A 25,542-nucleotide genomic window follows, 5' to 3' on the forward strand; every position below is an offset into this window, starting at 1 on the left:
CCCGGGTTTAATCCTGGTTCTCTGTGGCTTGCCCTTTTCGGGACTCCAGGGCCTGCTTGCTCAGGCTGGCCAGGTTGAAATTCGGGTCCAGGGCAAGGGCTTCGTCAAAGCTCGCAATAGCCTTGTCGATATTATTCTTATTCATGTTGTACTGGGCCAGACCCCTGAGGTGTATAAACGCTGCCTTTAGCGATACCTCATAAGGTTGTTGGCGCTCGTAAAACGCGTATTTCATTTCCGGGGTGGCATTGGCCACGCCATATTCGATATCCGTCAGGGCCCCTGCATTCTCCCCGACCTGGATTTTCAGGTCGGCGATCTCATAGGCCAGGTACGGGTTCGGGTTGCGCTTGAACATTTCCTGAAAGTGTAGCAGGGCCCGGTTGGGCTGCTCCAGGGCCTTTAACGCCAGGGCTTTTACCTGCAGGGCTATATCCGAATCATTACCATTGAATTCCACCCCGACAAGGTTCAGGGCTTGCATATACTGTTCGTTGTTGGCATACACATACGCCAGGGTATCCCTGCGGGCTACGGAGGGATCCAATACATTCAGGTGGGTGAGGGCATTGATGACCCCTCGGACATCCCCTTGCTTTTTCATTTGCAGGTAATAGGCCTCGTAATGGGCCTTCAGGCCATCCTGGGCCTGCAGTTGCGAACCGGCGACCAGGGTCATTACCAGCGCCAAAGTGAATCGTTTCATCGTCATATCATTGGTAGGAGGGCAAAACTACGGTATTTTTCCGATTCCAGACAACGGTAACAGGTTTGCCCTGCGGAATTTACAAAGGCCCCAGGGGCTTATCCCAGCGGATGTCGCCATTGATAGCCCTTGTCGGACAAGACTTTACTATCGACGCATTTGGCGTCCGAATCAGGTGGTCCGGAAGCTTTATAAACAGGGGGCTGAAGTCCCATTTCCCGTGCTGCCCGCCCATAGTAAATCGCTTTGGGTGGGTGGTCCGGATACACCCCATGGACCACGCCGGTCCAGGCAGGGTGGCCAAGTGCCTCCTGCAGGATGCCCATGCAGTCTTCCAGGTGGATGAGGTTTACCGGGTCTGCTCCTCCCTGCAAGCCGGTCCTTCCCGCCAGGTAGGCAGCGGGGTGGCGGCCGGGTCCAAAGAGACCCCCGAAGCGGACGGTCAGGACATTGCAGTCCTTCAAGCTGCCCACCAGGGACTCTGCCTCCAGGAGTTGCTTTCCGCTCTCTGTGTCCGGCTGGGGCGTAGTGGATTCGTCAACCCGGCCCTGGTGGCTGCCAAATACAGAGGTGCTGCTTACATAGATAAGCCGCGGTGTTTTAAACCGTTCCAGGGCTGAATACAAATGGCGGATGCGCGCAGGGTAGTCGCATTCAGGATTGCGTCTGAGCCCTGGGGGAATGTTGAATACCAGGGTATCCAGTCCCTCAAAAAAGCTTTCCCAGGGGCCCTCAAACCCTCCCGATCCCAACCGTATAACAAAGGGGTCAATCCCCTGAGATTCCAGGTTTTCGGCCTTGGAAACACGGGTGGTGGTCCCCCGTACCGGTATGTCCTGCCGCACCCATTCCGCCGCCAGGGGCTCCCCCAGCCATCCACAACCCATGACACCCACCAACTTATTCAAGACGGATGGTTTTAAGCACCAGAATGGCGTCGTTCAGGACAAACGGCATAGGAATCAGGTGGGACGGACGTGGGGGGATGCTGAACTCCGGGTGGGAGAGCAGGGCGTTCGAGGCCTCGTAGAGCTGGAGCTCCATAGGGCTGCCGGCAGCCGTTTCCAAAAAGAGCCGGGTAGGTTCGTTGTCGCTGATGTAGTGTGTTACCAGTTTACCGTTCCTCCGGTTTTCCAGATAATAGGAGGACAGGGGGATTCCATTTACCGAGGCAGCCGATAGCGAATCTTGTGTGAAAACCTCCAGGCGGTTGACTTCCCTGTTGGGCAGGATTTCAAGGGTAACCTGTCGGACCTTTCCGGCAGTGGTGTCGGAGAGGATGCGAACCCCGGGTTCCGCAATGGGCTTTGCAGGTGCCGGTGCCATATAGGAGAACCCGGTGCCGTATTTGCTGCTTAGGGTATTGGTTTTTGAAGGGGCCGGAGGTTCCGGGTTTTCCCCCAGGTAGGCGCGGGTCCAGTCGGAAGGTACCTGCTCGTAGGTAGCCCACTGAGTTTCTCCTGTATCTGCGTTATAGACATACAGCAGGCTGGTGGGCTTGGGCTTGTCCGCGTCGAAGCCACTCTGGAAATGGGCCGCCAACAGGAGCAGTACCCACCCTAATATCCCGAGCCAGCCCCACCTTTTCTGGTGCGGGAATTGGCGCAGGAGCCCCAGGAGCAGGAAAAAGATCAAAGTGGTCATCACGGAAGCCGCCACCAGCATTTTCAAGCCCAGGCCCACGGGGAATACCTTAACCATTGGGAGCAACATCCACAGGGCAGGAAGCCCCAGGGCGGTCAGGATATAAGGGTTGGCATTCTCCTGTTCGGTAGAGATCATTAGGGCCATCAGCAGCCCCAGGACGGGAATAATAAAGAAGGCTGCCCCCGGGAGATAGTGGGTTAGGGCGCCGCAAACCACCAGCCACAAAAAAGCAGGGCCCACCAGGATTTCAGCCCCGTGTTGCCTGCCGAAGGCCCGGTAAATCAGGAAGGAGCTTCCCACAGCCAGGCTCGCCCATGCCGCGATATACAGGTGCCCGTTATAGGTGAACCCGTGCAGGATGTCCCCGTAGGCCGGGTACAGGGCCTTCAGAAAGGGCCATGAATAAAATCCTGTAAGGGCATTGAAGGCCAGGCTCAGGAGCATGGGTAGGAACCCCATGGCGATGGCTTTCCCTTTAAGTCGTCCTTTCAGCAACCCCCGGATGACTACCACGAGGAAGAAGGCTGTGGCCAGGGCCAAAATGGCCCAGGACCACTCCATGGGGTAGGAGACCAGGCCGTAGTATTGGAGGTTGAAATACACATCGTCGTTGAGGGATTTCATCTGGCCCAGGTCTGCCCGGCTGAAGTGCTCCAGCAGGGGCATCAGGTAACTGCCCTGGTGGGCCAGGGTTTCCGGGTCCAGGCGGTCGGCCCGGTCCAGGGCCGTGTGGTAATCGAAATGGTCGTCTATAAAGGCAAAATTGAATCCTTCAATATCCGCATCCTCCCGGAAGACCGTCAGGTCCGTATCGTTGGGTAGCATTTTGTAGATGCTGTAGGCCAGGGAATTGGCAACCGGGTAGGTGACGTCGGCAGCGCTGAATTCCGCTATCATCCTCGAATTGCCCCGGTTGGTTTCTATCAGCATAAAACCAGGGCCCCCACTGCCCCGTCCTTCAAAATTCAGCACCAGCCCCACGTCCCGTACCCAAGGGTGGTTATTCACAAAAAGGTCGGCCCCGTTCAGGCCCAGTTCCTCCGCGTCGGTAATCAGGACAATGATATCGTTCTCCGGGGTGTTTCCGGCCGCCAAATAGGCGCGGAGCCCTTCCAGGATGGTAGCCACCCCGCTCGCGGCATCGCTGGCCCCATAGGAAGAATGGGGGCTGCTGTCGTAGTGGGACATCAGCACCAGTGCCTTCCCTTCCCTGCTGCCTGGGATACGCGCCAGGATATTTACAGCCCGGCTCAGGTTTCCCCAGTCCCCGGCGGTATAGCCCTCCTGCAAGGATACTTCCAGCCCCAGTCCTTCCAGGGACTCCACCACGTATTCCCGTACCTCGGAATGGGCCGGAAACCCTACCCCATGCGGCTTTTCCGACATCTTGCGCACATGCTCCAGGGCACGGTCTGTGGCGAATTCGGTTTGTGGGGCATCCGCGTCAGGGCGGTAAGTGGGCAGGGTCGCCCGGAAGGCGGTTACGCCCATCAGGGCCAGCAGGAAAAAACAAATAAGGGCGGTGGTGGGTTTCATATCGGTTTTTGGGTAATTAAATGTATGAAAATTTGATGCGCACCCCCTTTTTGTCGAATTGTTTCACCCAAATCCGTGGAAAATGTTATATTACATAGACCGCAACTAAAAAAATAAGTCCATGGCAATCAAGAGTTTTCAAGGCCGCAGGGCCAAGGAGGTGTCCAAAAAAGAGTACGATGCCCCCATCCTGGTAACGGACTACATGAGTAAGAAACTCGTGACATTCCACCCGGAACAGTCTATTCTGGAAGTAATGGAGGCCTTTGCCAAGCACCGCATTTCCGGCGGGCCGGTATTGGACGACAGCGGGTTTCTGGTGGGCATCGTTTCCGAGGCGGATTGCATGAAGCAGATCTCGGAAAGCAGGTACTTCAACCAACCCATCCTGGATAAAAGCGTGGAGCGTTTTATGACCAAGGAGGTGGAGACCATCCCGCATGATATGACCATTTTCGATGCCGCCGGGGTCTTCCACAAAAACAACCGCCGCCGCTTACCCGTCATGCAGGACGGCCTGCTCATTGGCCAGATCAGCCGGAAAGACATTGTTGTCGCTGCCCTCAAACTGAGCGCCCATAACTGGAAATAGGCCCCTGCAGGCCATTTGTAGTTCCTCTCCGGTTACTGCCTTATACCGCGACCCGGTGTCGCGGTAGTATGCCCTGTCGTAGACCCAGGTTTGTACCTGCCCCCGGAAGGAGGTTTGTGCCGTTAAGTATTCAAAGCGGAACCCCAGCGCCAAAAGCTTTTCCCGATGTAAGCCCGCTTCGGGGCAACATCGTGCCCATGTCTCTAAGATGCGGTAATTCTCACGCAATGCGCGGTGGACTATGCGGATGCATGGGTTGTTAATCCTGTTTTTTCGGTTGTTCCAGGCGTTACGGCAGGGGTCCGAACAAAATTTCTTGTCGGCCCGGCCGCGGAATTCGCTCTGGCATTCCAGACAATGTCCCCTCAATGGCTGTACGATTCAATAATGATCCCATTTGGCATCTCGCAGGCTGCCCTTTTACGGTTTGACAGACCTGAAAATGCCACCGATCCGGACAGCGGGTGTCATGCCTCCCTGCCAGACCAATCCCCAAGCTACTGCGGCCTGCTGAAATGCCAAATCAGGCCTTACGGCATGCCACTTAATCCATTATCAGGGCCGGTAAGCCCAGTTCCCGATATGTCTGGTTGTAGGCCTGCATTCCCTCGTTGACAAGGGCATCCCGTTCGCGGGCCAGGGCTTCCCATTCGGACAATAAATCCGCCAGTCGTTCACTCGCGCCCCGGGTCACCTCCGGTTCGGCGCTGTCTACATAGGACTTCAGGTTCATCAGTTCCGCATTCAGGCGGTTGTTGAAATTGATGACATCCTGGAAGGTCTTCTGCCGCGGCTGGATCAGTTGGTTTTCCCAGGCATCGATGCGTTCCAGCAACGCTTTCCCCTGCTCCAGGAGGGGTTCTGCATCGGTATTGCCCTTCAGCAGGCCGGCATAGGCCTCCACCTGGTTTTTGACTTTGCGCAGGGCCTCTACGGCCTGGTGCATATCCCGGAGCGCCCCTTCGATCTTCTTCAGGGCCTCTTCCTGGCCGGCATAGGCTGCGGCGGTGGCTGTGATGCCCGGGTGGGGCAGTACCTGGAAGGGTTGCTCCACTACGGTGTTGTCCAGCGTCATCCGGGCGGTATAGGTCCCCGGGCCCACCATGGAGCCCGCATAACTTCCATAGACAAAGACCCCATTGACCGCAGGGAGGGTTTCCCGCCTGAAGTCCCAGACAAAGCGGTTATGCCCTTTCCGGGCGGGCAGGACTTCCGGTTTGGAGGGGCCGCCGGGCCAGGATTTAAAGTTTTCAGGGGCCTTATGGCTAAAGGTGCGGATCACTTCCCCGTCCTCCAGGATTTCCAGGCGCAGGCTGGCCGAATCGGCAGGCTGGCCCAGGAAGTAATCCAGGATAACCCCGCTTTTCGGGTTCTGCCCCAGGCCTGGTGCCGGGTTTTCGGAGTAGCCCCCGGTAAAGCGGTAGGTGTCTTCAGGGGGCAACAGGGAGAGGGAGGTCCCGGGATCCCATCGGTGTTGGAGGGGTGCCAGGTTGTCCAGGATCCAGAAGGACCGGCCCGCAGTAGCGGCCACCAGGTCCTGGTTGCGAATGCCCAGGTCGTTTATGGGAACTATCGGGAGGTTCAGCTGCAGGCGTTGCCAGAAGTTGCCCCCGTCTGCCGAGACATACAGACCCGTTTCGGTCCCGGCATAGAGCAGGCCGGGCCTTACGCGGTCTTCGCGAACCACCCGGGCGAACCCATTGGGGTCGTCCAGCCCGCGGGTAATGCTGTTCCAGCTTTGTCCGTAATCCGTGGTTTTGTAGACGTAAGATTGCAAGTCCATGAACTTGTATCGCATCAGGACCACATAGGCGGTTGCGGGGTCGTGGGGGGAAACCTCTATGCTGTTTACGATGCCCTCCGGCATGCTTTCCGGGGTTACATTTTCCCAGCTTTCTCCTCCGTTGCGGGTCAGGTGAACCAGGCCGTCATCGCTTCCGGCCCAGAGCACGCCGGGCTGGTGGGGCGATGCCGACAGGTACATGATGGTATTGTAGTTTTCCCCTCCGGCAGCCTCGTTGGTGTAAGGCCGCCCGCCCGGGCCTTGTTTCTCAGGTTCGTCCCGGGTGAGGTCGGGGCTGATGATATCCCAGCTCTGACCCCCGTCGCGGGAGCGGAATACCACATTCCCCGCATGGTAGAGGGTATTGCGGTCATGCGGGTCCGTCAGGATAGGGGCGTTCCAGTTGTACCGGAACCGGAAGCCTTCCGGGGCGTTACCCAGGGCCAGTTCCGGGTATTCCTTGATAGATTTGCCCTCCCGGCTTGCGGCAAGCCAGCGTTCGATAATCCCCTGGTAGCACCCGCCGTATACCACTTCCGGGTTGTCCGGGTCGAAGGCCAGGTAGGCGCTCTCGCACCCGGCCACGGAATACCAGTCCTTCCAGTCGATGCCCTGGTCGTTGGTGCGGCTGGCAATGGCAATGGCGGAATTGTCCTGCTGCCCGCCATAGACATAATACGGAAAGCGGTTATCGGTAATCACGCGGTAAAACTGCGCTGTGGGCTGGTTTTCCTGGGTGCTCCAGCTCATGCCCCCATTGTTGGATATGTTGGCCCCCCCGTCATTGGCGTTGATGATTATCCGGTTGTCCTCCGGGTTGATCCACATGTCGTGGTTGTCTCCGTGAGGCGTGCGGATGGTCTGGAACGTTTTCCCCCCGTCTATAGAGCGGGTCATGGGCGCATTCAGGACATAGACCCGGTTGGGGTCTGCGGGGTCTGCAAAAATCTCCATGTAGTACCAGGACCGGGCTACATTGATTCGGTCCTTGTTGACCTGTTGCCAGTGCTCGCCCCCATCGTCGGAGCGGTAAACCCCGGCCTTGTCCCCTTCGGCCTCCAGGACGGCATAGACCCGGTCGGAAAGGGCTCCGGAAGCGGATATCCCGGATTTGCCAAAGGCCTCAGGCAATCCTTCTTTCATTTGCTTCCAGGTGCTACCCCCGTCCGTGGACTTGTACAACCCGGAATGGGGGCCGCCGGATTCCATGGTCCAGGGGTACCGCCGGTGCTGCCAGAGGGCGGCGTAGAGCACCGATGGGTTGTCCGGGTCCATGCTCAGGGAGGAGGCGCCCGTGGTAGCGTCGGTGTACAGCACTTTTTCCCAGGTAGTGCCCCCGTCTGTGGTCCGGTATATCCCCCGGTCTTCGCTGGGGCCGTACTGGGCGCCCTGTACGGCTACGAAAAAGGTGTTTTCGTCCGTTGGGTGGATGATGACATCCGAGATATGCCGACTTTTTTCCAGGCCGATATAGGACCAGGTGCGGCCGGCGTCGCGGGAGAGGTAGACCCCGTCCCCCATTGAGGTCATGACCCCCCGGGCAGGGTGTTCGCCCATGCCGACCAGTACCAGGTTCGGGTTCTGAGGAGCTACGTCTATAGCCCCTACCGTCCCTGTTTTAAAAAAGCCGTCCGAGACGTTGGCCCAGGTGAGCCCGTCGTCCGTGGTTTTCCAGAGCCCACCCCCTGTGGACCCCATATAATACGTGCCCGGCTGGGAGGTTACCCCACACACGGCCACGCTGCGGCCACCCCGGAAGGGGCCGATGTTCCGCCATTTAAGCCCGGAAAGCAGGCTGTCCTGCCAGACGGGTTCGGGGGCCTGCTGTTTGCGGCGTTGGGGATATGCAATCAGGGAAAGGCTCAGGAGAGCCACCAGGGTCAGAAAAATGCGTTTCATCATGGCAATGCGCTCGTATTTTGGTGTTGGTTTTGTGTTTGACTTGTACTAGTCGGCTATGGAAGCGAAGACCATTTGGCGGAATTTCCAGTCGGTCTCGTCCTGCGAGGCCCCCTGGGTCTGCTTCATGAGGATTCCGATGAGCTGTTCCCCCGGGTCGGCAAAATATTCGGTATTGAAGTACCCGCCCCAGTCGAACGTGCCTTCACCCCCCTCGCCCCCGTATGCCACGCCGTTGGCGTTGACCACGGCAAAGGCCAGACCGAAGTCCTTGGGCCCGCCTGCCCAGAACTCCCCGATCTGGTTGGCCAGAAGCGTTTGGACGGTGGTGCGGCTCAACAGGCGGGTGCCGTTGTATTCGCCCTGGTTGAGCATCATCTGCAGGAAAACGGCATAATCCCGGGCCGTACTGGATAGCCCGGCCCCGCCGGCAAAATAGGTACGGGCTCCGGTTATGGGGTAATCGATCTCAAAGCCTTCTGTTTCGAAGCGTTTCCATTGCCCATCGGCCTGGTACTGGACCGGGACCAGCCGGTCGGCTTTCTCTTCCGGCAGGTAAAACCAGGTGTCCTCCATACCCAGGGGGTCGAAGATCCGGGTTTTCAGGAAGGCATCGAAGGGCATTCCGGAGACGATTTCCACCAGGCGGCCCAGGACATCCAGCCCTTCGCTGTACGTCCAGCCCTCTCCCGGAGGGTGGTGCAGGGGCATCTGAGCGAGCCGCGGGATGTTTTCTTCCAGGGTCACGGCTTCGGCAGTAAAGGCATCGATTATCCCGGCTTTGGCAAAGGCTTTCCGGATGCTGGGGTTCCCGTCTATCATCCCATAGCCGATCCCGGAGGTATGGCTTAACAGGTGTCGGATGGTAATGGGGTTCTCCAGAGGGGTTACCGTAAAGCTGCTGTCGGCTTCGTTAAAGCGTTCCAGTACCCCGGTTTGTGCAAATTCCGGGATGAAATCGGATATGGGGTCGTCCAGGCGGAAATGCCCTTCTTCCCATAGCATCATAACGGCCGTGCTGGTAATGGCTTTGGTCTGGGAGGCAATCCGGAAGATATGGTCGGTCTCAAAGGCAGTACCCTGTTCGGCGTCTGCCAGGCCAAAGGCTTTGTGGTAGACAATTTTCCCGTTTCGGGCAACTAAGGCGACAGCCCCGGGAATCTGCCCTTCGGCAATGGATTCCTCCAGCATCCGGCCTATCCGGTCCAGTCGCTCCCCGGACATCCCTTCACTTTCGGGAGGAGCCTCGGAAAGGAGGTGTTGGGTTTCAGTAACAGGTTGGGCCTGGCGGCAGGAAATCGCAAGTGCCGCCAGTAGCAAAAGGAAATGTGTTGTTCTCATCGGGTTGGTTTAATCGAGCCCGCCCTCGCGGTTCGGGGCTCTGGGTGAAGGCCATTGGCGTTGTTCCCCTGTCCGGGGGTCGGTGGCGAGTTCCGCCTTTTCCCTTGAGGTCCGTTCGGGGTCCTCGCTGGCCATGTAGGTGAGGATGGCGGTCAGGATGGCATTGGACCGAACATCGTCAAACACGATCTTATCGTAGGTGTCCAGGTTGGTATGCCAGGTGTAGTTCCAGTAATCCCAGCTCAGGGAAAACAGGGAGAAGGCAGGGGCGCCCATCGCCACAAAGGCGGCGTAGTCCGATCCGCCCCGGCCCGGGTTCCCGGGGAAGGTGGTCTCTATGTGACGGGTAATGGAGTCCGGTACGGCTTCCAGCCAGCGGCCCAGGTAGGCATACGCATGGAGGAACCCCTGCCCGGAAAGCTGTACGGCCCTCCCTGTTCCATTGTCCTGGTTGAACAGCGCCTGAAGCCCTTCCACGACTTCCGGGTGGTCTTCCACGTAGGCCCTGGAGCCGTTAAGGCCTTGTTCTTCGCTGCCCCATAGCCCTACAATAATGGTCCGCTTCGGGTTGGGGTACACTTTTTTAAGGATGCGGGCCGCCTCCATCATGGTCAGGGTACCAGTCCCATTGTCTGTAGCCCCGGTACCCCCATCCCAGGAGTCGAAGTGGGCAGACAGCACCACATACTCATCCGGGAGGGTGCTTCCGGGGATGGTGGCGATGGTATTGAATGTAGGGACCCGCCCCAGTTCTTTCGATTCGGCCACGGCCCGGATCACCGGGTTATCCCCGTTTGCCGCCATGCGGAAGACCATCCCGTAGTCTTCCAGGGAGAGGTCCAGTACCGGGATTTTCGAAGTGTTGGCGCTGAAGATTTTATTGGCCCCAAAGGCCTGGGACCAACGGGATTGCAGTATGCCTACTGCCCCGGCCGCTTCGAGGGCCGGGTTCAGCGTCCGGCGGTCATAGCCGGTTCGTTCCAGATTTTGCCTCCAGGCGGTTTCCTGGGTTTCCCGCTCCTGCTTCATCCGCGAAAAGGAGGTTTCGGTAGCAAATTCCTCCCAGTTCTCATCCGGCCTTCCAGTGGGTTGTGGCATGGAGATGCACACCCATTTCCCCTTTACCTGGGGCAGCCACCGGGCAAAAGCCAGGGAATCTGCGACTTCGGGCAGGGTGATAACCCCGGCAGAGACCCCGCCTTTGGGCGTTGGGGGGCTCCAGGCAAGTTGCCTTCCGTGGAGGGTAACCACTCTGGGGGCCACCAGGTCTATATGGCAAATACCGCGTTCCCATCCGCGCCAGGTGCCCCATGGTTGGTTCTCGGCAGCGATACCCCAATCCCGGAACCGTGCCACAGCCCAGTCGTGGGCCTTTTGCATCTGGGGCGAGCCCACGAGCCGGGGCCCGATGACATCCATGAGTTCATGCGCCAGGGGCTCCAATTGGGAGTTTTCCGTAGCTTCCTTTACAATCTGCTCCGGGATGCTCGCATCCTGCGCCAGGAGCCCGGCACCCATCCAAAGGAGGGTTATGGGAATCAGGAATTTTAGTTTCATATGTTCAGTTGGTTTGTGGTGAGAAGAAAGATAAGAATAAATCGGGTTAACACGAGAGGTGTCCATCTCGGGGTGTACCTGTCCCGGAAGTGTTTATATCCGGATACAAATGTTTGTCAGACGACTTTGGCTGCCCGCCCTACCTACATTTGACCAAAACGTGGTAAAATTAGATTATGAATGCACTGAGAAACAGAGTACAACTCATTGGCAACCTGGGGCAGGACCCGGAAGTGAACGAATGGGAATCCGGGAACAAGATGGCCCGGTTTTCGGTAGCCACCAACGAAACCTACCGCAATGGGAAAGGGGAGAAAGTTACCGACACCCAGTGGCACCAGGTGGTGGCCTGGGGCAAGACTGCGGAGATTGTGGAACAGTACCTGAAAAAGGGCAGGGAAGTGGCCCTTGAGGGGAAACTCATCCACAGGTCCTACGATACGGATGCCGGGGAGCGGAAGTATGTAACGGAGGTAAAATGCACAGAACTGCTGCTGCTCGGCAAGTGACCCAGGGTCCGTTAATCGACAAAAGAGGCTTTTGGCCTCTTTTTTTGTGGTAAAAGGCCTACAGGGTGTAACTTCTAAACAGACTTGTCGTCTGTTAGTAAAAGAAAACCATGCGCCGTACCACCTCCGTCTTATTGCTTTGGGCCCTTGGGGGGCTTGCATGGGTTCAGGCCCAGGAGGTCCCATCGGATTTCTATGCCCGGATGGGGAAGACCGATGGGCTTTATGAACAAAGTCTCAACTTTGGTCAGGAAACCGATGAACTGGATTATTGGAGGGATCAGCGCTTTTTCGAACGAAAACTCTACCAGGAAAACCCCGTGGCCTACCACGGGTATCTCCAGGCGAAAAGGGAAGTGTACCTGGCCCACCGCCCGCTTTGCGGGTCAGAATGCCAACATGGGGATTATTATTGGTTACAGGCGGCCTATTACGCCCAATTCGGGCCGGATACCCTACCGGAGTATTCGGTTAATGGGGCAAGCCATGGTGTTCGGCATTGAGCCGGGTCAGGCCACCTGGGAAAGCCCATTGTGGCGCTGCAATTCCCGTAACAAATCCGTACAAGGACATTTCTTACAGCGCTTGCTTTCGCATTTCTGATACTTCTTGCAGCACTTGGATTTGCAACCTTTGGGCGAACAACAGGTAGCCGAGAGGAGGAGCATCCTTTCGGCCCTTATTTTCTCGGCTTTACGCGCCTTTTTTTCCTGTTTTTTCTTGTTACCCATGGCAGTACTCCTACCAAAGGTAAATAATTTTTAATAAATCTAAATAAGATTTAACATTAAGCCATCGGTTCCCCCGAGGCAGCACTATCCACAGAAATTTGCTGGATGTCGCGGTCGAAGAGGTACAAGCCGCCCTTGTCGTTTCCGATGAGGTTTATCTTGTCCAGGATGGTCCGGGCCAGGGCTTCTTCCTCAATCTGTTCGGCTACGTACCACTGCAGGAAGTTATGGGTGGCGTAGTCGCGCTCTTCCAGGGTCACGTGCACCAGGTTATTGATACATTCCGACACCATGATTTCGTGCTTGAAGAGCTTTTCAAACAGTTCCTTGAAGGAGCCGAATTCCGTTTCCGGGGCTTTCAGTTCCGAGACCACGGCGTGGCCCCCCCGCTCATTGACGAATTTGACCAGCTTAAGCATGTGCATCCGCTCTTCGTCTGAGTGTTTATAGAGGAATTGGGCAATACCCTCGAGACCTTTGACCTCCGCCCAGGAGGCCATGGACAGGTATACCTGGGAGGATTCGGCTTCCACGCGGATTTGTTCGTTAAGCGCGGCTTCCACTTTCTTGTTCAGCATATCGGTAAAATTTTACATAAAGGTACAAAACGCGCTTGTTTTTAGGCCACAACAGCCACCGGAATCCGCCAAGAACTTATCTGGCCAGGACAATGAGGGACAACCCGGCTGCATAGACCAGGAGCATCAGGTTCAGCATGGCAGGGACCCCCTTTGGCGCCCCCCGGAACTCCTTCCAGATGTAGATGCCCCACAGGGCGGCTACCACTGTGGCCCCCTGCCCGAGGCCATAGGAGATGGCCGGCCCGGCTTTATCCGAAGCCAGGATGCTGAAAGACATGCCGATGCACCAGATAACCCCGCCCAATATTCCCATTACGTGGTTTTTCCTATGGCCCTGGAGGTAGGATTTGAGATTCAGGGGCTCCCCTTCAATGGGTTTGCGCATCAGCAGGGTGTTGAATACGAAATTGCTCACCAGGATTCCGTTGGCGAATACAAATACAGCCGAATAAGGGCTAAGCTTCCCGGGCAGGGGGTTGGAGAAATCGGGAAACATAGACAGGGCCACATATTTGTAGAACAACCCCATAAGGCACCCGGCCACAATAGCCAGCAACAAGCCTTTGGCGGGGACCTTATTCCGCGTTTGGGACAGACGCTGGTAGGCCCGTGCATTGAGCAGGATGGCCAGGGCCACCAGGGCCACCCCGGTAAACAAAAGCCCGGCATCTCCCACCGGGCTGTCCAGATAATTGACCACCACCCCAATAGCCAGGGCAAGGCCAATCCCTACGGGAAAGGCCACGGACATCCCCGCTATGGTAATGGCTGCTACCAGGAGGATGTTGGCCGCATTAAAAAGGACCCCGCCCAGGAAGGCATAGGACAGGTTTCCGAGGCTCGCCTGGTCCAGGTCTTCCAGGAAAGGCCTGCCTTCGACCCCGATACTCCCCGCAGTTAACGCGAATAGCAAGGCAAAAATCAGGATGCCGAAAACATAGTCCCAGTAAAAAAGTTCAAAACGCCAGGTGGGGGAAGCCAGTTTCTGGGTGTTGGCCCAAGACCCCCATGCCAGCATGGTAACGATACAAAAAATGACAGCCAGCGGGTATTGATCAATAATAAACATGGGTTACAATATTTCATTTTTAAAGGGAGCAGAACTCTGGGCGCCCAGGCGGGACACCGAAAGGGCAGCGGCCCGGTTGGCGCGCTGTAGCCGTTCCTTCCAGGGCAGGGCTTCGGCCGTACCTGCGGCCAGGACCCCGTTAAAGACGTCCCCGGCAGCCGTTGTGTCTACGGCTGTCACCTTTTCCGAAGGCAGGTGGTAGGCCCCGTCTTCACCTGAATAATAACAACCCTCTTTCCCCAGGGTGATAACCACATTGCGCACCCCTTTGGCCATCAGTGCTGCCGCAGCCGCTTTGGCCTGCCCCGCCTCGCGGGCTGTGAGGCCGGTAAGCGCTGCTGCTTCCGTCTGGTTGGGGGTAATGCAATACAACCCTTCCAGGATGCTGTCCGGCAGGGGGGCTGCAGGGGCAGGGTTCAGGATTAAAGGGACCCCGGAAGCCCGGGTTGATTTCGCCAGGAATGCGACCACCTCCAGGGGGGTTTCCAGCTGGGTCAGGGCAACGCCCCAATCGGATTTTTGGGTTAAAGGGCCTTCCAGGTGGGCGGGGGTAAGTCCGGAATTGGCACCGGGGGCCACCACAATTTCATTTTCCCCGGAAGCATTCACGGTGATAAGTGCCACTCCTGAGGCCATCCCTTCCAGGGTCTGGACCCAGGAGGTGTTTATGCCCTCCCGGGAATACCCCTCCAGGGCGTTGCGCCCGAAAAGGTCGTCGCCCAGGGCACAGACGAAAGTTACTGAAGCGCCCATCCGTGCTGCAGCCACGGCCTGGTTGGCTCCCTTCCCTCCCGGAAACATGTGGAAGGCACCCCCAAGCAGGGTTTCTCCGGGTTCCGGGAAACGACTGGTTTGAACCACCATATCCGTATTGGCACTGCCAACGACCAGTACTTTTGCCATCGGTAGATTACGGTTTTTCTTCTAATACGGGGTTAGCCATCCGGTTGTAAAAATCGGCCAGAAGCCCTTCCCGGTCGAAGTGCTCCCAAATACGGATTTTCCTTGGGTTATCGGGACGCTCTACCCACTGGTTATCGATCAGGACCGGGGCCGGGTGTTCCCGTACCTGGCCCCACCGGGGATCTTTCAGCAAGGCAACGGCCACCATATCGAACAGGGGCCTCGATGGCGGGTCTCCATGGTAGTCGATGTGTTCGAACAGGCTAACGGCGTAATCCCCAAAACGCAGGTATTGGCCCCCATGCCTTCCTGTGATGGGTTCTGAAGCCCGGGGCCCCAACCCGGGCATTTTGGCGTTGATTTCCGATTGGGTCACTTTGACTGCATCGGTCCCACTGGCTTTCCCATAGCGGACCGTGACCATTTCGAAGGGGATGTCGCTGGCCAGGACGGCATTCACGGCGGTGGTGTCGTTGTCCTGGTTGTATTCCCCGGGTTCGGGGTAATTGGAACCGAGCCAGACCACCCGCGTGCGGTCGGCAAAGGAAGGATCTGCTTGCAGCGCCAGGGCAATGGTGGTGAGTTTGCCAACAGCAATAATCACCACGCTGTCCTGTTTGGTTTGTTTCAGGAGAAAGTCCACGCCCGCTTTCCCGTCGTAAGAGGGGCCGGTAGGGGAAATCTGCTTCAGGTTGGCATTGGCCCCATTGAGGAGGGGAACTTGCCCCTTGCGGTTATATAGGGTCAGGATACGCTCGGCCTCCGCACGGTGGCCTTCAATATCGCCCCCGTTATAGGTGGCGTTAACGGTTACGCCCAACAGGTCGATAACATCGGCATTCGAGAGCAGGTAGGCCAGGGCGTGCTGGTCGTCCAGTTCGTTATTGGCGTCAGTGTCGAAAATGACTTTGACTCGGGCAGCCCCGGTGTTTTGGGGGCTATCGGGTGTCTTGGTCTTAGAGTCCCCGGGGCGGCAACACAGGAAAAGCAGGCCCAGGGAAAGCAACAACCCAAGGCCCGGAGGGCGCAATACAGGGTTCATGTTCAGTTGATTGTTGCACTCAAAATACAAAAAAAGCCGAATCCCGGGAAGGGTAGTAGCAACTTGCCTGAGGCCCTGAAAGCGGAATGGCAGGAATCAGAAATACAGGTTTTGGGCAATGCGGAAGGTTTGGGCATGGGCTTCCACAATGGTCCGGAGCTGGGGGGAATACCCGCCTCCCATACTGCACTGCACCGGGATTTGATGGGTGTGGCACCACTCCAGGACCATCAGGTCCCGCTGCCTGCATCCTTCCGGAGTAAGCCCAAGGGTACCTAATTTATCGGTGGCCAGCACATCCACCCCGCAGAGGTAAAAGACAAAATCCGGCCTGATTTCCTCCAGTAGGGATTCGAGCTGCCTGGCAAGGATGCCCAGGTAGGCGGCGTCGTCCGTACCTCTTTCCAGGGCGATATCCCGGTCCGAAACCTCCTTGCGGAACGGGTAGTTGGCCTTCCCGTGCATGGAAAACGTGAATACCTGCGGTACGTCCTGGAAGATCTCGGCCGTGCCGTTGCCCTGGTGTACGTCCAGGTCCAGAATCAGGATGCGCTGGGCCAGATTCCCGGCCAGAAGGTAATGCGCCCCAATGGCTTGGTCATTGAGCATGCAGAAGGCTTCGCCCCGGTCTGAGTATGCGTGGTGCGTGCCTCCGGCGATATTCATGGAGATGCCGTTTTCCAGGGCGAAATGACAGCCATCTATCGTGCCTTTGGCAATACGACGTTCCCGCTCCACCAGCGCGGCACTCCAGGGGAAGCCCACCTTCCGCATGGCCTTGGCGGGAATGGTACCCTGGCCCAAGGCCTGGTAGTATTCGGCCTGGTGTGCCCTCAGGATATCCCGGTCCTCCGGGAGGCCGGGTTCGAAAAAGTTATCGCGGGTACAGGTGCCCTCATGCAGGAGTTGCTGGGGTAGCAGCTCATATTTCTGCATGGGGAAGCGGTGCCCCTCCGGAAGGGGATGTTTGTAGATGGGGTGGTAGGCGATCCGTAGCACGGGATGCGCGCAGGATCAGGTAATGGGAGAACCGTTGGCAACCGGGGTGCCATCCGGGCCCACAAAGACCAGTTTCCCGTCCTTGTCTTCGGCCAGCAGGATCATCCCCTGGCTCTCCACCCCGCGAAGGGGCCGGGGTGCCAGGTTAACCAAAACCGTCACCTGTTTGCCAATGAGTTGTTCCGGTTGGAAGTGCTCGGCAATCCCGGAAACGATGGTGCGGGTGTCGATGCCCGTATCTACTTTCATCACGATGAGTTTCTTGGCCTTTGGCATTTTTTCGGCCTCCAGGATGGTGCCCACCCTCAGATCCAGTTTACTGAAGTCGTCGTACGTGATGGTGTCCTTTTGCGGGGCGGCTTGGCTTTCGCTCATGGCATTCGATTTTTTGGTGGCTTCTAGTTTGTCCAATTGGGCCTGGATTTCAGAATCTTCGATTTTACGGAACAGCAATTGGGTTTCCCCAATGGTATGTCCCTCCGGCAGCAGGGCCTCGGTGCTGGCGATGGCATCCCACCCGGGGAGGGCGTCAGCGGCTTCTGCGTTTAGGATGGCCCGGAGTTTTTGTGCTGTAAACGGCAGGAAAGGTTCCGAGAGCACAGCCAGGGCTGCGGCTACCTGCAGGCCCACATACAGGATGGTGGCGGCCCGTTGGGGGGCCTGTTTCACCACCTTCCAGGGCTCTTCGTCCGCCAGGTATTTGTTGCCCAGGCGGGCCAGGTTCATCAACTCCTGGGAGGCTTCCCGGAAGCGGAACCGGTCCAGGCTGTTTCCGATTCTGGCGGGATATTCCCGGATCTCTGTCAGGGTAACCCGGTCGTTTTCGGTTAGCGTACCGGGTGCTGCAATCTGACCGTCCAGATATTTGTGCGTCAGTACGGTTACCCGGTTGACGAAATTCCCCAGGATGGCGACCAGTTCGTTGTTGTTGCGCGCCTGGAAATCCTTCCAGGTAAAATCGTTGTCTTTGGTTTCCGGGGCATTGGCCGTCAGGGTGTACCGCAACACGTCCTGCATGCCTGGGAATTCCTCCAGGTATTCGTGCAGCCACACCGCCCAGTTCCGGGAGGTGGAGAGTTTCTGCCCTTCCAGGTTCAGGAACTCATTGGCCGGTACATTGTCCGGGAGGATATACCCGCCGTGGGCTTTAAGCATGGTCGGGAAGATGATACAGTGAAAGACGATGTTGTCCTTCCCGATAAAGTGCAGCAGGCGGGTGTCTTCGGATTGCCACCAGGGTTTCCAGTCCTGGCCTTCCAGTGCGGCCCATTCTTTGGTGGAGGAAATATACCCGATAGGGGCATCGAACCAGACGTAAAGGACCTTTCCCCCGGCGCCTTCCAGTGGGACCGGGATACCCCAATCCAGATCGCGGGTCACGGCCCGGGGCTTGAGCCCGTCGTCGATCCAGGATTTACATTGCCCGTAAACGTTGGGTTTCCAGTCTTCTTTGTGCCCTTCCAGGATCCAGTCCTTGAGAAAGCCTTCATACCGGTCCAGGGGGAGGAACCAGTGGCGGGTGTTTTTCAGCACGGGGGCTGCCCCGCTGATGACCGAACGAGGGCCGATGAGGTCCGTAGCATTTAGGGAGGAACCGCAGTTTTCACATTGGTCGCCATAGGCTTCTGTGTGCCCGCATTTGGGGCAGGTGCCCACCACAAACCGGTCGGCAAGGAACTGCCGGGCTTCCGGGTCGTAGAGCTGTTCGCTCACCTCCTCGATGAAATCGTCGTTCCCATGGAGGGTTTTGAAGAAGTCCGAAGCGGTCTGGTGGTGGACTTGTGCGGAGGTGCGGGAATAGTTGTCGAATGCAATTCCGAAATCGGCAAAGGACTTTTTAATGATCCCGTGGTACTTATCGATGAGGGCCTGGGGGCTAACGCCCTCTTTTTTGGCCTTCATGGGGATGGCTACCCCGTGTTCGTCGCTGCCGCAGACAAAGAGGACCGGGTGGTGCTTCAGGCGGAGGTAGCGGCTGTAAATATCCGCCGGGACATAGACGCCTGCCAGGTGGCCAATATGGATGGGGCCGTTGGTATACGGGAGGGCAGCCGTTATGGTCGTGCGTGCAAAATGGGTGTGGGCCTCAGGCATCGGGAATGCGGAATTAAGGCACAAAAATAACCAAAAATGCGGGCCGGGGGCAAGGCGGCATCAAAAGAAAAGCCCCCGAGACACTGGACAGATACGAATATCAGGGGCGTCCAGTGTCCGAGGGCATTATCGGTACTCAGGGCCGCGGTCAGGCCACCATGATGGATTTGGCCAGGAAGCGGTCCTGCACCCCAATACGGTAGATATATTTCCCCGTAGCCAGGTGGCGCGGCACGCTGTCGCGGACATTGATGTCCAGGCTGCCTGCAAAGACCATCTCGTTGAAGAGGGTGGCCACCTTCTGGCCCAGGATGTTGTACAGGGTCACATCGATGTGTCCGGTAAAGGGCATTTCCACGTGGATGTGCGGGCTGCTGTCCGATGGGTAATAGGGCCTGTGGACGATAGCCTCGATCATCGCGTCGGTGGGGTTTTCCCCGTCGCCTTCTCCTGGGGGGGTGGGTGGGGTGGGCGGATCATCACTGTAGGCGATATCCGGGAACTCCGTGCCTGAACAGTTGAACCCGAGGTTCACCGGGTTGTAGGCGTGGCCCAGCAGGTGCTGTTCCACCAGGGGGATGTCCACGCAGAGCCATTCGGCAAGGACCGTGGCATAGAGGTCGCGGAAGTCCATGGTATATTCAAGGTTCCCCCGGCTGTTGGGGTCGTCCAGGGAGGGGTGTTCCCCTACAAAGGCACTGCCGTTAAGCCCGGCGCCGAAGAACAGGGTAGGGGCTGCCTTTCCGTGGTCGGTCCCATTGGAACCGTTTTCGAAGATCCGGCGTCCGAATTCCGAGAAGGTCATACTCAGGACCTTTTCGTCCTGCTCGGTAAAGGCCAGGTCGTCATAGAAATCCTTGACGGCAATAGACAGGTTCGACATCAGCCGCTCATGGGCCAACGGCTGGTTGCCGTGGGTGTCGAAACCTCCCATGGAAATCATGTAAACGCGCGTCCCCAGATTTCCTTTGATGAGGCGGGCCAGCAGAGCCAGTTGACGGGCAAACCCGTTGTCCTGGTACTCTACCTGGTTCTGGCCGCGCTCGTAGGCCGCGTGGATGAGTCCGGAATATTCGTAGGTGGTATTGGCAACGCCTCTGAGGAAGCGAAGCTGGTCGCCGTACATACAGTCGCCGAACAGGGCCGGGTCCAGGTTGTACTGCACCCCGGTCTGCGCAATTTCCTCCAGTTGGTCGATGTTGGAGGTTACAAAGGCGTAGTTGGTCTCTTCGCCCTGGAAAATCAGGTTTCCATACTGCCCGATCTGTATAGCGGCCGGGGCAGCCGGCGGGTTCATCAGGTAGTCCGGGTATAAATTTTCGAAATAGCGTCCCATCCAGCCTGTGGGTTCCCCTGAGATCCCGGTAGTGGTCAGGTCGGTGTTCGCATAGATATCCGACCCGGTAAAGTGGGAAAGGCTCTGGTTCTGGTAACCCACCCCGTGTACGGCCTTAAAGGCCCCGTCTCCCCACATGGCCTCAAGGGACTGCATGTAGGAGGGGATGCCGAATTCATCGGTCAGTTTCAGGACCTTGCTCTCCGGGATATAGATATTGGGCCGGGCATTCGCATAGGTATCGTATTGCTCAATGGGGATCACGGTGCTGAGGCCGTCGTTCCCCCCGGAGAGGCGGATCAGGATCAGGATACCGTCTCCCGGCGCATTGGCAATTGCCGCGGTCAGTGGGGATGGGGCCGATGCGGTGAGCATGTTGCTGCCCAGCATCATTGACCCTGACCCGGCAATGCCCAATGCTTGCAGGAAGGAGCGCCGGCTCCATACTTTGTGCTCCAGATCATGGGCACTTTTGTGGTTCTTTGGGATGGGGATATGGTTGTTGCACATAGTCGTAGGCTTTATTTGAGTTGAAATTCGGGCTGACGGGAGAGGTACATCAGCAGCAGGAAGACCTGCTGGGGCACTTCGGGACTAACAGCCAGCATCCAGAGGCCGAGGCCCCCCGGGGTGTAATCCGAACCGTAGTAGTTTTCCGGCACATCCTCAATCTTGAAGACCGAGAGGGCATTCTGGAAATCCTGTTCGGTGAGCAGTCCTTTGGGTAGGAATTTGTCCACCAGGGCACGGGTCACGGTGTCCGGGTTGCTGGTGTTGCTGTCGGCCGGGCCAACAGCATCCATGGCAAGGGTCCGGAACTGGTCTGGGTTGTTCTGGAAGAACCCCTCGATGAGTACCTCCATGGTCAGCCAGCGGCCAATAATAAAATTGGTATTGATCCAGGTCCGGTCCCGCTGCCACCCGGCCACGTCAATGGGGTCGAAAACCTCCTGCCCCAATAAAGCCGAAGAATCCATAGCAAACGACAGGGTGGTGTCGGTGTAGGTAAAATTGGATTCGTTTATGAAGTTGAGGTACAGATCAAATGGGCTTTTGATGATTACCCCAATGGCATTGTCGTCAAAAAAGTGCTCGCTCTTAAAAAGTTGGGAGAGCACAGGTGCAATTTCGAAATTGTTGGCCAGGAAGGTTGCGGCCATCCCGGAGATAATGGTTTGGGCATTGCCCGTGGCATCCATGGAATCAGGGTGCACAAAGTATTCATACAGTTTGCGGCAGATGAATTCGGCGATCTCATTCGGGCGTTGGGCAAATAACACGTCTATGGTGTCGTCATACCCCCAGTTCCCCGTCTGGCCCAGGATCGTTTTGCTTCCCGTATCGTGCTCGGTGGGGTCAAAGGTCACGGGTGTCCACCGGACTTCGCCCCGGTTGGTATACCCAGAGAGGGAACGGGCCGTTTCGATGATATCGTCCTCGGTGTAGCCGTTGCCTTCGCCCAGAGTAAAGAGTTCGTATAATTCCCGGGCGTAGTTCTCATTCGGGTTTTGCCCGTTGTTGTAGGCCCCGTCCAGGTAGAAGAGCATGGCATTGGTCAGGCCTATCTCGCTCACAAAGGTCTTGAAATTGCCCAGGGCATTGCGCTGCAGGCAGTTGGTATATTCATACAGGAAGGCAGGTCCTTCGTAAATGTCAATTTCGGTAACGAAATGGTTGCTCCAGAAGAAACTCATGCGGTCCCTTAGGTTGTTGGTCAGCAGGCCGCGGGTGTAGTCCAGCCTCCAGGTTTCCCTCTGGGAGCGGATTTCCTGCCCTGCGGCATCGTCGTCTGCCGGGTAGTTGGCCCGGGTCCAGGTGGCCCAGGTAGGGGCTGCCTGCGGGGGCATGGTTAGGGCTTCGCTGATGAGGGTGTCTACCAAAGCATTGGCAGACTGGCCAACCGCTTGGTTTACGCGGTCTACCGAGGCACTGAACCCCAGCCGTCTAAACAGGTGTTCCACCCTGGTCCGGTCCAGGGGAGGTGCATACGGCGCAAGGGAGGCCGTATTGCAATTCACGAAATACTCCATAGTTGTTGTAGGCTTTAAGAACGTTCATGTGTTTAGGGGCAAATTCTTAACGCGCGTACAAAAGGCTTATTATTATAGGCGTGGCTTTTTCGTTGTAATGCGATCTGAAAATACAGGCTTTGATTGAAAATTGCGGTGAACGGCATTTTTTTTCGATGAAATGCACAAAATCTTCACAATTTAAATCGAAAGCCATGGAGACGACCACTTCGTTTGGTTCAAAAGGAGAGGCATTGGCGGCAGCCTTCTTGCAACAAAAGGGATACCGGATATTACACCGGAATTACAGGTACCGCAAGGCAGAGGTAGACCTGGTAGCCAGCTGCGGTACAATTCTGGTGATTGTGGAAGTAAAAACCCGGACCGTACGCTTTTATGAATCCCTGGCAGAGAGTATTCCGCGGAGCAAGATCCGGCGGCTGGTCGCCGTGGCAGATCACCTGGTGGCGTCTATGGGTTGGCACGGGGAGGTGCGCTTCGACGTCATACAGGTCTTGCGGACGGGTCATGGGTACGATCTGGTCCACCTGGAATCCGCCTTCTATCATTTCTAAACATTTGTTTGTTTTGTAACAAAAAGTTATTTTTGGAGCAAACAGCCAATCGATGAAAACCATTTCCTCCGTTGTAGAACACTACATCAAGAAGAAACCCTTTCTGCAAACCGCCCTGGCACAGGGTATTATTAACCTGACCTCCCTGGCCCGGCAGGTGAAGCCGGAGATCGAAGAACACCTTGGAAAGGAAGTGCGCAACGGGGCCATTGTCATGGCACTCAAACGCCTGTCGGACGATCTGGAATTCCGGGCCACCCACCGGATTGTGAAGGTCCTGAAGAATATCGGGGAAATTACCGTCAGATCCTCGCTCACGGATTTTACCTTCCTCCTGTCAGATACCCTGCTGAAGAACCAGGGCAAGCTCCTGGAGGAAATCAACCGGAACCAGGATGTGTTCTACACCTCCTCCCGGGGGGTCAATGAGCTGAATATCGTAGTGAGCAACAGCCTGGACGCGGTCGTTGAAAAGTTGTTCCAGGGCGAACGCCTCACCCAGAAGGCGGAGAACCTCTCCTCCATAACCGTTAAACTCCCGGCCGAAAACGTATCGGTCCCGGGCATCTATTACTTTATATTCCAACGCCTGGCCTGGGAGGGTATCGTCCTCTATGAGGTTATTTCCACTACCAACGAGTTCACCATCCTGGTAGACGAGGAGCAGGTAGATATCGCCTTCTCTGTAATCAAGGACCTGAAATCCCTCTAATCCCGGATAAAACGCTCCCCCTCAAACGCCGCTGGCTGAGGTGACAGGTCGTCAACCTTACCCCCGGCCTGAATCACGGAGCTCCCGTGCACGCTAATGGTGGATTTAATAAAATCGCCTTCCGAGGCCTCGTAGATATTCTCCACATACTTCTGGGGGTTGCGGTCTATGTACGGAAACCAGGTGCTGTGGATCTGGACCATGATGCGGTGCCCGGGCTTAAAGGTATGCAACACGTCCTGCAGGCGGAAATTCACGTCCGAAACCTCCCCGGGTACAAAGGGCTCCGGGGTTTCGAAACTGTTGCGGAACCGGCCGCGGAAGACCTCTGAGCGCACCAGTTGCTGGTACCCGCCCATGACGATGTTCTCCGGGTTGTGTTCGTAGTTGGGGTGGTCCTGGGGGTATACATCAATGAGCTTAACCACAAAATCCGCATCGGTGCCGGTCATGGACACTTTGAGTTGGGCCAGTAGTTCCCCCGCCAGGGTAACCGGGTCCGACAGCGGCTCGGTCTGGAAGGTCAGGACATCCGGGCGGCGGGCGGCATGCCGCTGGTCGTCGCTCATAAACCTCCTTGGGGTAAAGGTCAGCCCTTCCGTCTGGGAGGTGTATGGCACCGGTTTATCGGGGTCGCTCACATAGGAAAATACGGCAGAAGCATCCACCGCATCTCCAAGGGTCAGGCGGCCATCTTCCCCAAAGCGAAGCGCCAGGGGTTTAACCTCCTCCGGGGGCCAGGAATCGAAGCTTTTCCACTCCTTGGTCCCCGTATCGTACATATAGGCCTCGGGCAAGGTGTCCTCCCCTTCGTCCTTGAGGTGGAAGTTGAAGAAGCGCCTTTCGATTTCCCGCTGGTAGTGCGTGGAGATGCTGTCCCCGAAGTAGATGTGGTTATGGGTGGTCTTTCCCCGTTCCCGGGCCCATCCGCCATGGTCCCACGGGCCCATCACTATGGTGTTTTTCGCCTTGGGGTTGTTCACCTCTACGGTCTTGTAGATATTCAGCGGGCCATACAGGTCCTCGGCGTCGAACCACCCGCCCACGGTCATTACGGCATGGTCAATGCCTTTCAGGTGGGGCAGGATACTCCGTTTCTGCCAGAATTCGTCGTAGTTGGGGTGCTCCACGATCTGTTGCCAGAAAAAATTGTCGTGATGGTATTTCTCGGTGATGTTTTTCAGCGGGCCCTGGGCCAGGTGGAAGTCGTACCCGTCTGCAGCCGGGGCCTCGTAGAACCGCATCAGTTTGTCCCGGTACCAGGGCTCCCGGGTACGTTCGGTTTTCTGGTACCCGAACACGGCAAAGGCTGCTGTGTAGCTTTGCAGGTAGGCCCCCTGGTGGTGGAAATCGTCAAAGAAGAAGTCGGCAATAGGCGCCTGGGGGGAGGAAGCTTTAAGCGCAGGGTGAGCATCCGGCAGGGCCGCCGCAGTGTAGAACCCGGGGTAGGAGACCCCGTACATGCCGACCCTTCCGTTGTTGTTGTCGATGTTCTTTAAAAGCCATTCTATGGTATCGTAGGTATCCGAGCTCTCGTCGATGGCATCGGGGTCCCCGGGGTCATTGCCGGGAATGTTGGGGCGCATATTGTCGAAGGTGCCGTCGCTCATATAGCGGCCCCGCACATCCTGGTACACCAGGATATAGCCATCCCGTATCAGGAAATCCGACGGGTAGCGGCGCACCTGGTAATCGGTGTAGTTCGAGGCATTGTAGCAGGTGCGGTTCATCAGGAACGGGTAGGTACGGCTCTTGTCCTTGGGGGTATAGACCACGGTGAAGAGCTCGGCCCCATCCCTCATGGGGATGTGGTATTCGCTTAGGTCGTAATGCTGTCGGAGGAACGTGGAGTCTGCTTCCTGGGCCCTGCTAAACGGGGAAACCAGAATAAAGAGCAACAGTAGGATACGGAATGTCATCT

At 57.0% G+C, this 25,542-nt stretch carries 20 protein-coding genes; 5 read left to right on the plus strand and 15 right to left on the minus strand.

Annotation, left to right across the window (positions count from 1 at the left end):
- Window positions 1–7: 7 nt before the first annotated feature.
- The 3 genes from CA832_RS03980 to CA832_RS03990 form a co-directional block, all read right to left on the minus strand.
- The gene (locus CA832_RS03980; protein ID WP_088340249.1) at window positions 8–706 is read right to left on the minus strand and encodes a tetratricopeptide repeat protein; all 699 of its coding nucleotides are present in this window, start codon (window positions 704–706) and stop codon (window positions 8–10) included.
- Window positions 707–804: 98 nt separating this feature from the next.
- A complete protein-coding gene (locus CA832_RS03985) occupies window positions 805–1,614 on the minus strand; it encodes a Rossmann-fold NAD(P)-binding domain-containing protein (RefSeq protein WP_143542329.1) in 810 nt (269 codons plus the stop codon).
- The gene (locus CA832_RS03990) at window positions 1,607–3,889 is read right to left on the minus strand and encodes a M28 family peptidase (protein WP_088340251.1); all 2,283 of its coding nucleotides are present in this window, start codon (window positions 3,887–3,889) and stop codon (window positions 1,607–1,609) included. The genes CA832_RS03985 and CA832_RS03990 overlap by 8 nt, the downstream gene beginning before the upstream one ends.
- A 121-nt stretch (window positions 3,890–4,010) precedes the next feature.
- On the opposite strand from CA832_RS03990, the gene CA832_RS03995 reads away from it, so the two are divergent.
- The gene (locus CA832_RS03995) at window positions 4,011–4,481 is read left to right on the plus strand and encodes a CBS domain-containing protein (protein ID WP_088340252.1); all 471 of its coding nucleotides are present in this window, start codon (window positions 4,011–4,013) and stop codon (window positions 4,479–4,481) included.
- Window positions 4,482–5,025: 544 nt separating this feature from the next.
- Here CA832_RS03995 and CA832_RS04000 read toward each other — a convergent pair.
- The 3 genes from CA832_RS04000 to CA832_RS04010 are packed head-to-tail and all read right to left on the minus strand — an operon-like array spanning window position 5,026 to window position 11,061.
- Window positions 5,026–8,166 carry a VPS10 domain-containing protein gene (locus tag CA832_RS04000; RefSeq protein ID WP_317042262.1) on the minus strand — a complete coding sequence of 1,047 codons (3,141 nt, stop codon included), beginning with the start codon at window positions 8,164–8,166 and terminating at the stop codon, window positions 5,026–5,028.
- Window positions 8,167–8,211: 45 nt separating this feature from the next.
- A complete protein-coding gene (locus CA832_RS04005; RefSeq protein WP_088340254.1) occupies window positions 8,212–9,504 on the minus strand; it encodes a serine hydrolase domain-containing protein in 1,293 nt (430 codons plus the stop codon).
- A gap of 9 nt (window positions 9,505–9,513) precedes the next feature.
- Complete coding sequence (locus CA832_RS04010) at window positions 9,514–11,061, minus strand: M20/M25/M40 family metallo-hydrolase (RefSeq protein ID WP_088340255.1); 1,548 nt, start codon at window positions 11,059–11,061, stop codon at window positions 9,514–9,516.
- 176 nt (window positions 11,062–11,237) lie between these two features.
- Between CA832_RS04010 and CA832_RS04015 the strand changes: the two genes are divergently transcribed.
- The gene (locus tag CA832_RS04015) at window positions 11,238–11,570 is read left to right on the plus strand and encodes a single-stranded DNA-binding protein (protein ID WP_088340256.1); all 333 of its coding nucleotides are present in this window, start codon (window positions 11,238–11,240) and stop codon (window positions 11,568–11,570) included.
- 110 nt (window positions 11,571–11,680) lie between these two features.
- A complete protein-coding gene (locus tag CA832_RS04020) occupies window positions 11,681–12,073 on the plus strand; it encodes a hypothetical protein (protein ID WP_088340257.1) in 393 nt (130 codons plus the stop codon).
- Between the two features lie 284 nt (window positions 12,074–12,357).
- On the opposite strand, the gene CA832_RS04030 is transcribed toward CA832_RS04020, so the two are convergent.
- The 8 genes from CA832_RS04030 to CA832_RS04065 form a co-directional block, all read right to left on the minus strand.
- The gene (locus CA832_RS04030; RefSeq protein ID WP_088340259.1) at window positions 12,358–12,879 is read right to left on the minus strand and encodes a ferritin; all 522 of its coding nucleotides are present in this window, start codon (window positions 12,877–12,879) and stop codon (window positions 12,358–12,360) included.
- Window positions 12,880–12,955: 76 nt separating this feature from the next.
- Window positions 12,956–13,951 carry a GRP family sugar transporter gene (locus CA832_RS04035; protein ID WP_088340260.1) on the minus strand — a complete coding sequence of 332 codons (996 nt, stop codon included), beginning with the start codon at window positions 13,949–13,951 and terminating at the stop codon, window positions 12,956–12,958.
- 3 nt (window positions 13,952–13,954) lie between these two features.
- A complete protein-coding gene (gene rbsK, locus CA832_RS04040; protein ID WP_088340261.1) occupies window positions 13,955–14,854 on the minus strand; it encodes a ribokinase in 900 nt (299 codons plus the stop codon).
- A 7-nt stretch (window positions 14,855–14,861) separates the two neighbouring features.
- Window positions 14,862–15,896 (minus strand): nucleoside hydrolase, encoded by a 1,035-nt coding sequence (locus tag CA832_RS04045; protein WP_088340262.1) that lies wholly within the window; start codon window positions 15,894–15,896, stop codon window positions 14,862–14,864.
- A gap of 96 nt (window positions 15,897–15,992) precedes the next feature.
- Complete coding sequence (locus tag CA832_RS04050; protein ID WP_088340263.1) at window positions 15,993–16,895, minus strand: histone deacetylase family protein; 903 nt, start codon at window positions 16,893–16,895, stop codon at window positions 15,993–15,995.
- 15 nt (window positions 16,896–16,910) lie between these two features.
- Window positions 16,911–18,989 carry a methionine--tRNA ligase gene (metG, locus tag CA832_RS04055; protein WP_088340264.1) on the minus strand — a complete coding sequence of 693 codons (2,079 nt, stop codon included), beginning with the start codon at window positions 18,987–18,989 and terminating at the stop codon, window positions 16,911–16,913.
- 148 nt (window positions 18,990–19,137) lie between these two features.
- The gene (locus CA832_RS04060) at window positions 19,138–20,835 is read right to left on the minus strand and encodes a DUF1501 domain-containing protein (RefSeq protein WP_088340265.1); all 1,698 of its coding nucleotides are present in this window, start codon (window positions 20,833–20,835) and stop codon (window positions 19,138–19,140) included.
- Window positions 20,836–20,846: 11 nt separating this feature from the next.
- Window positions 20,847–22,355: a DUF1800 domain-containing protein gene (locus tag CA832_RS04065; protein ID WP_088340266.1), complete on the minus strand. Its 1,509-nt coding sequence runs from the start codon at window positions 22,353–22,355 to the stop codon at window positions 20,847–20,849.
- 194 nt (window positions 22,356–22,549) lie between these two features.
- On the opposite strand from CA832_RS04065, the gene CA832_RS04070 reads away from it, so the two are divergent.
- Window positions 22,550–22,909 (plus strand): YraN family protein, encoded by a 360-nt coding sequence (locus CA832_RS04070; protein WP_158211877.1) that lies wholly within the window; start codon window positions 22,550–22,552, stop codon window positions 22,907–22,909.
- 52 nt (window positions 22,910–22,961) lie between these two features.
- Window positions 22,962–23,621 (plus strand): aspartate kinase, encoded by a 660-nt coding sequence (locus tag CA832_RS04075; RefSeq protein WP_088340268.1) that lies wholly within the window; start codon window positions 22,962–22,964, stop codon window positions 23,619–23,621.
- On the opposite strand, the gene CA832_RS04080 is transcribed toward CA832_RS04075, so the two are convergent.
- Window positions 23,618–25,540: a CocE/NonD family hydrolase gene (locus tag CA832_RS04080; RefSeq protein ID WP_088340269.1), complete on the minus strand. Its 1,923-nt coding sequence runs from the start codon at window positions 25,538–25,540 to the stop codon at window positions 23,618–23,620. The genes CA832_RS04075 and CA832_RS04080 overlap by 4 nt on opposite strands.
- Window positions 25,541–25,542: the final 2 nt, after the last annotated feature.

Source organism: Robiginitalea sediminis (assembly GCF_002198115.1).
In the GTDB taxonomy this organism is placed as follows: domain Bacteria; phylum Bacteroidota; class Bacteroidia; order Flavobacteriales; family Flavobacteriaceae; genus Robiginitalea; species Robiginitalea sediminis.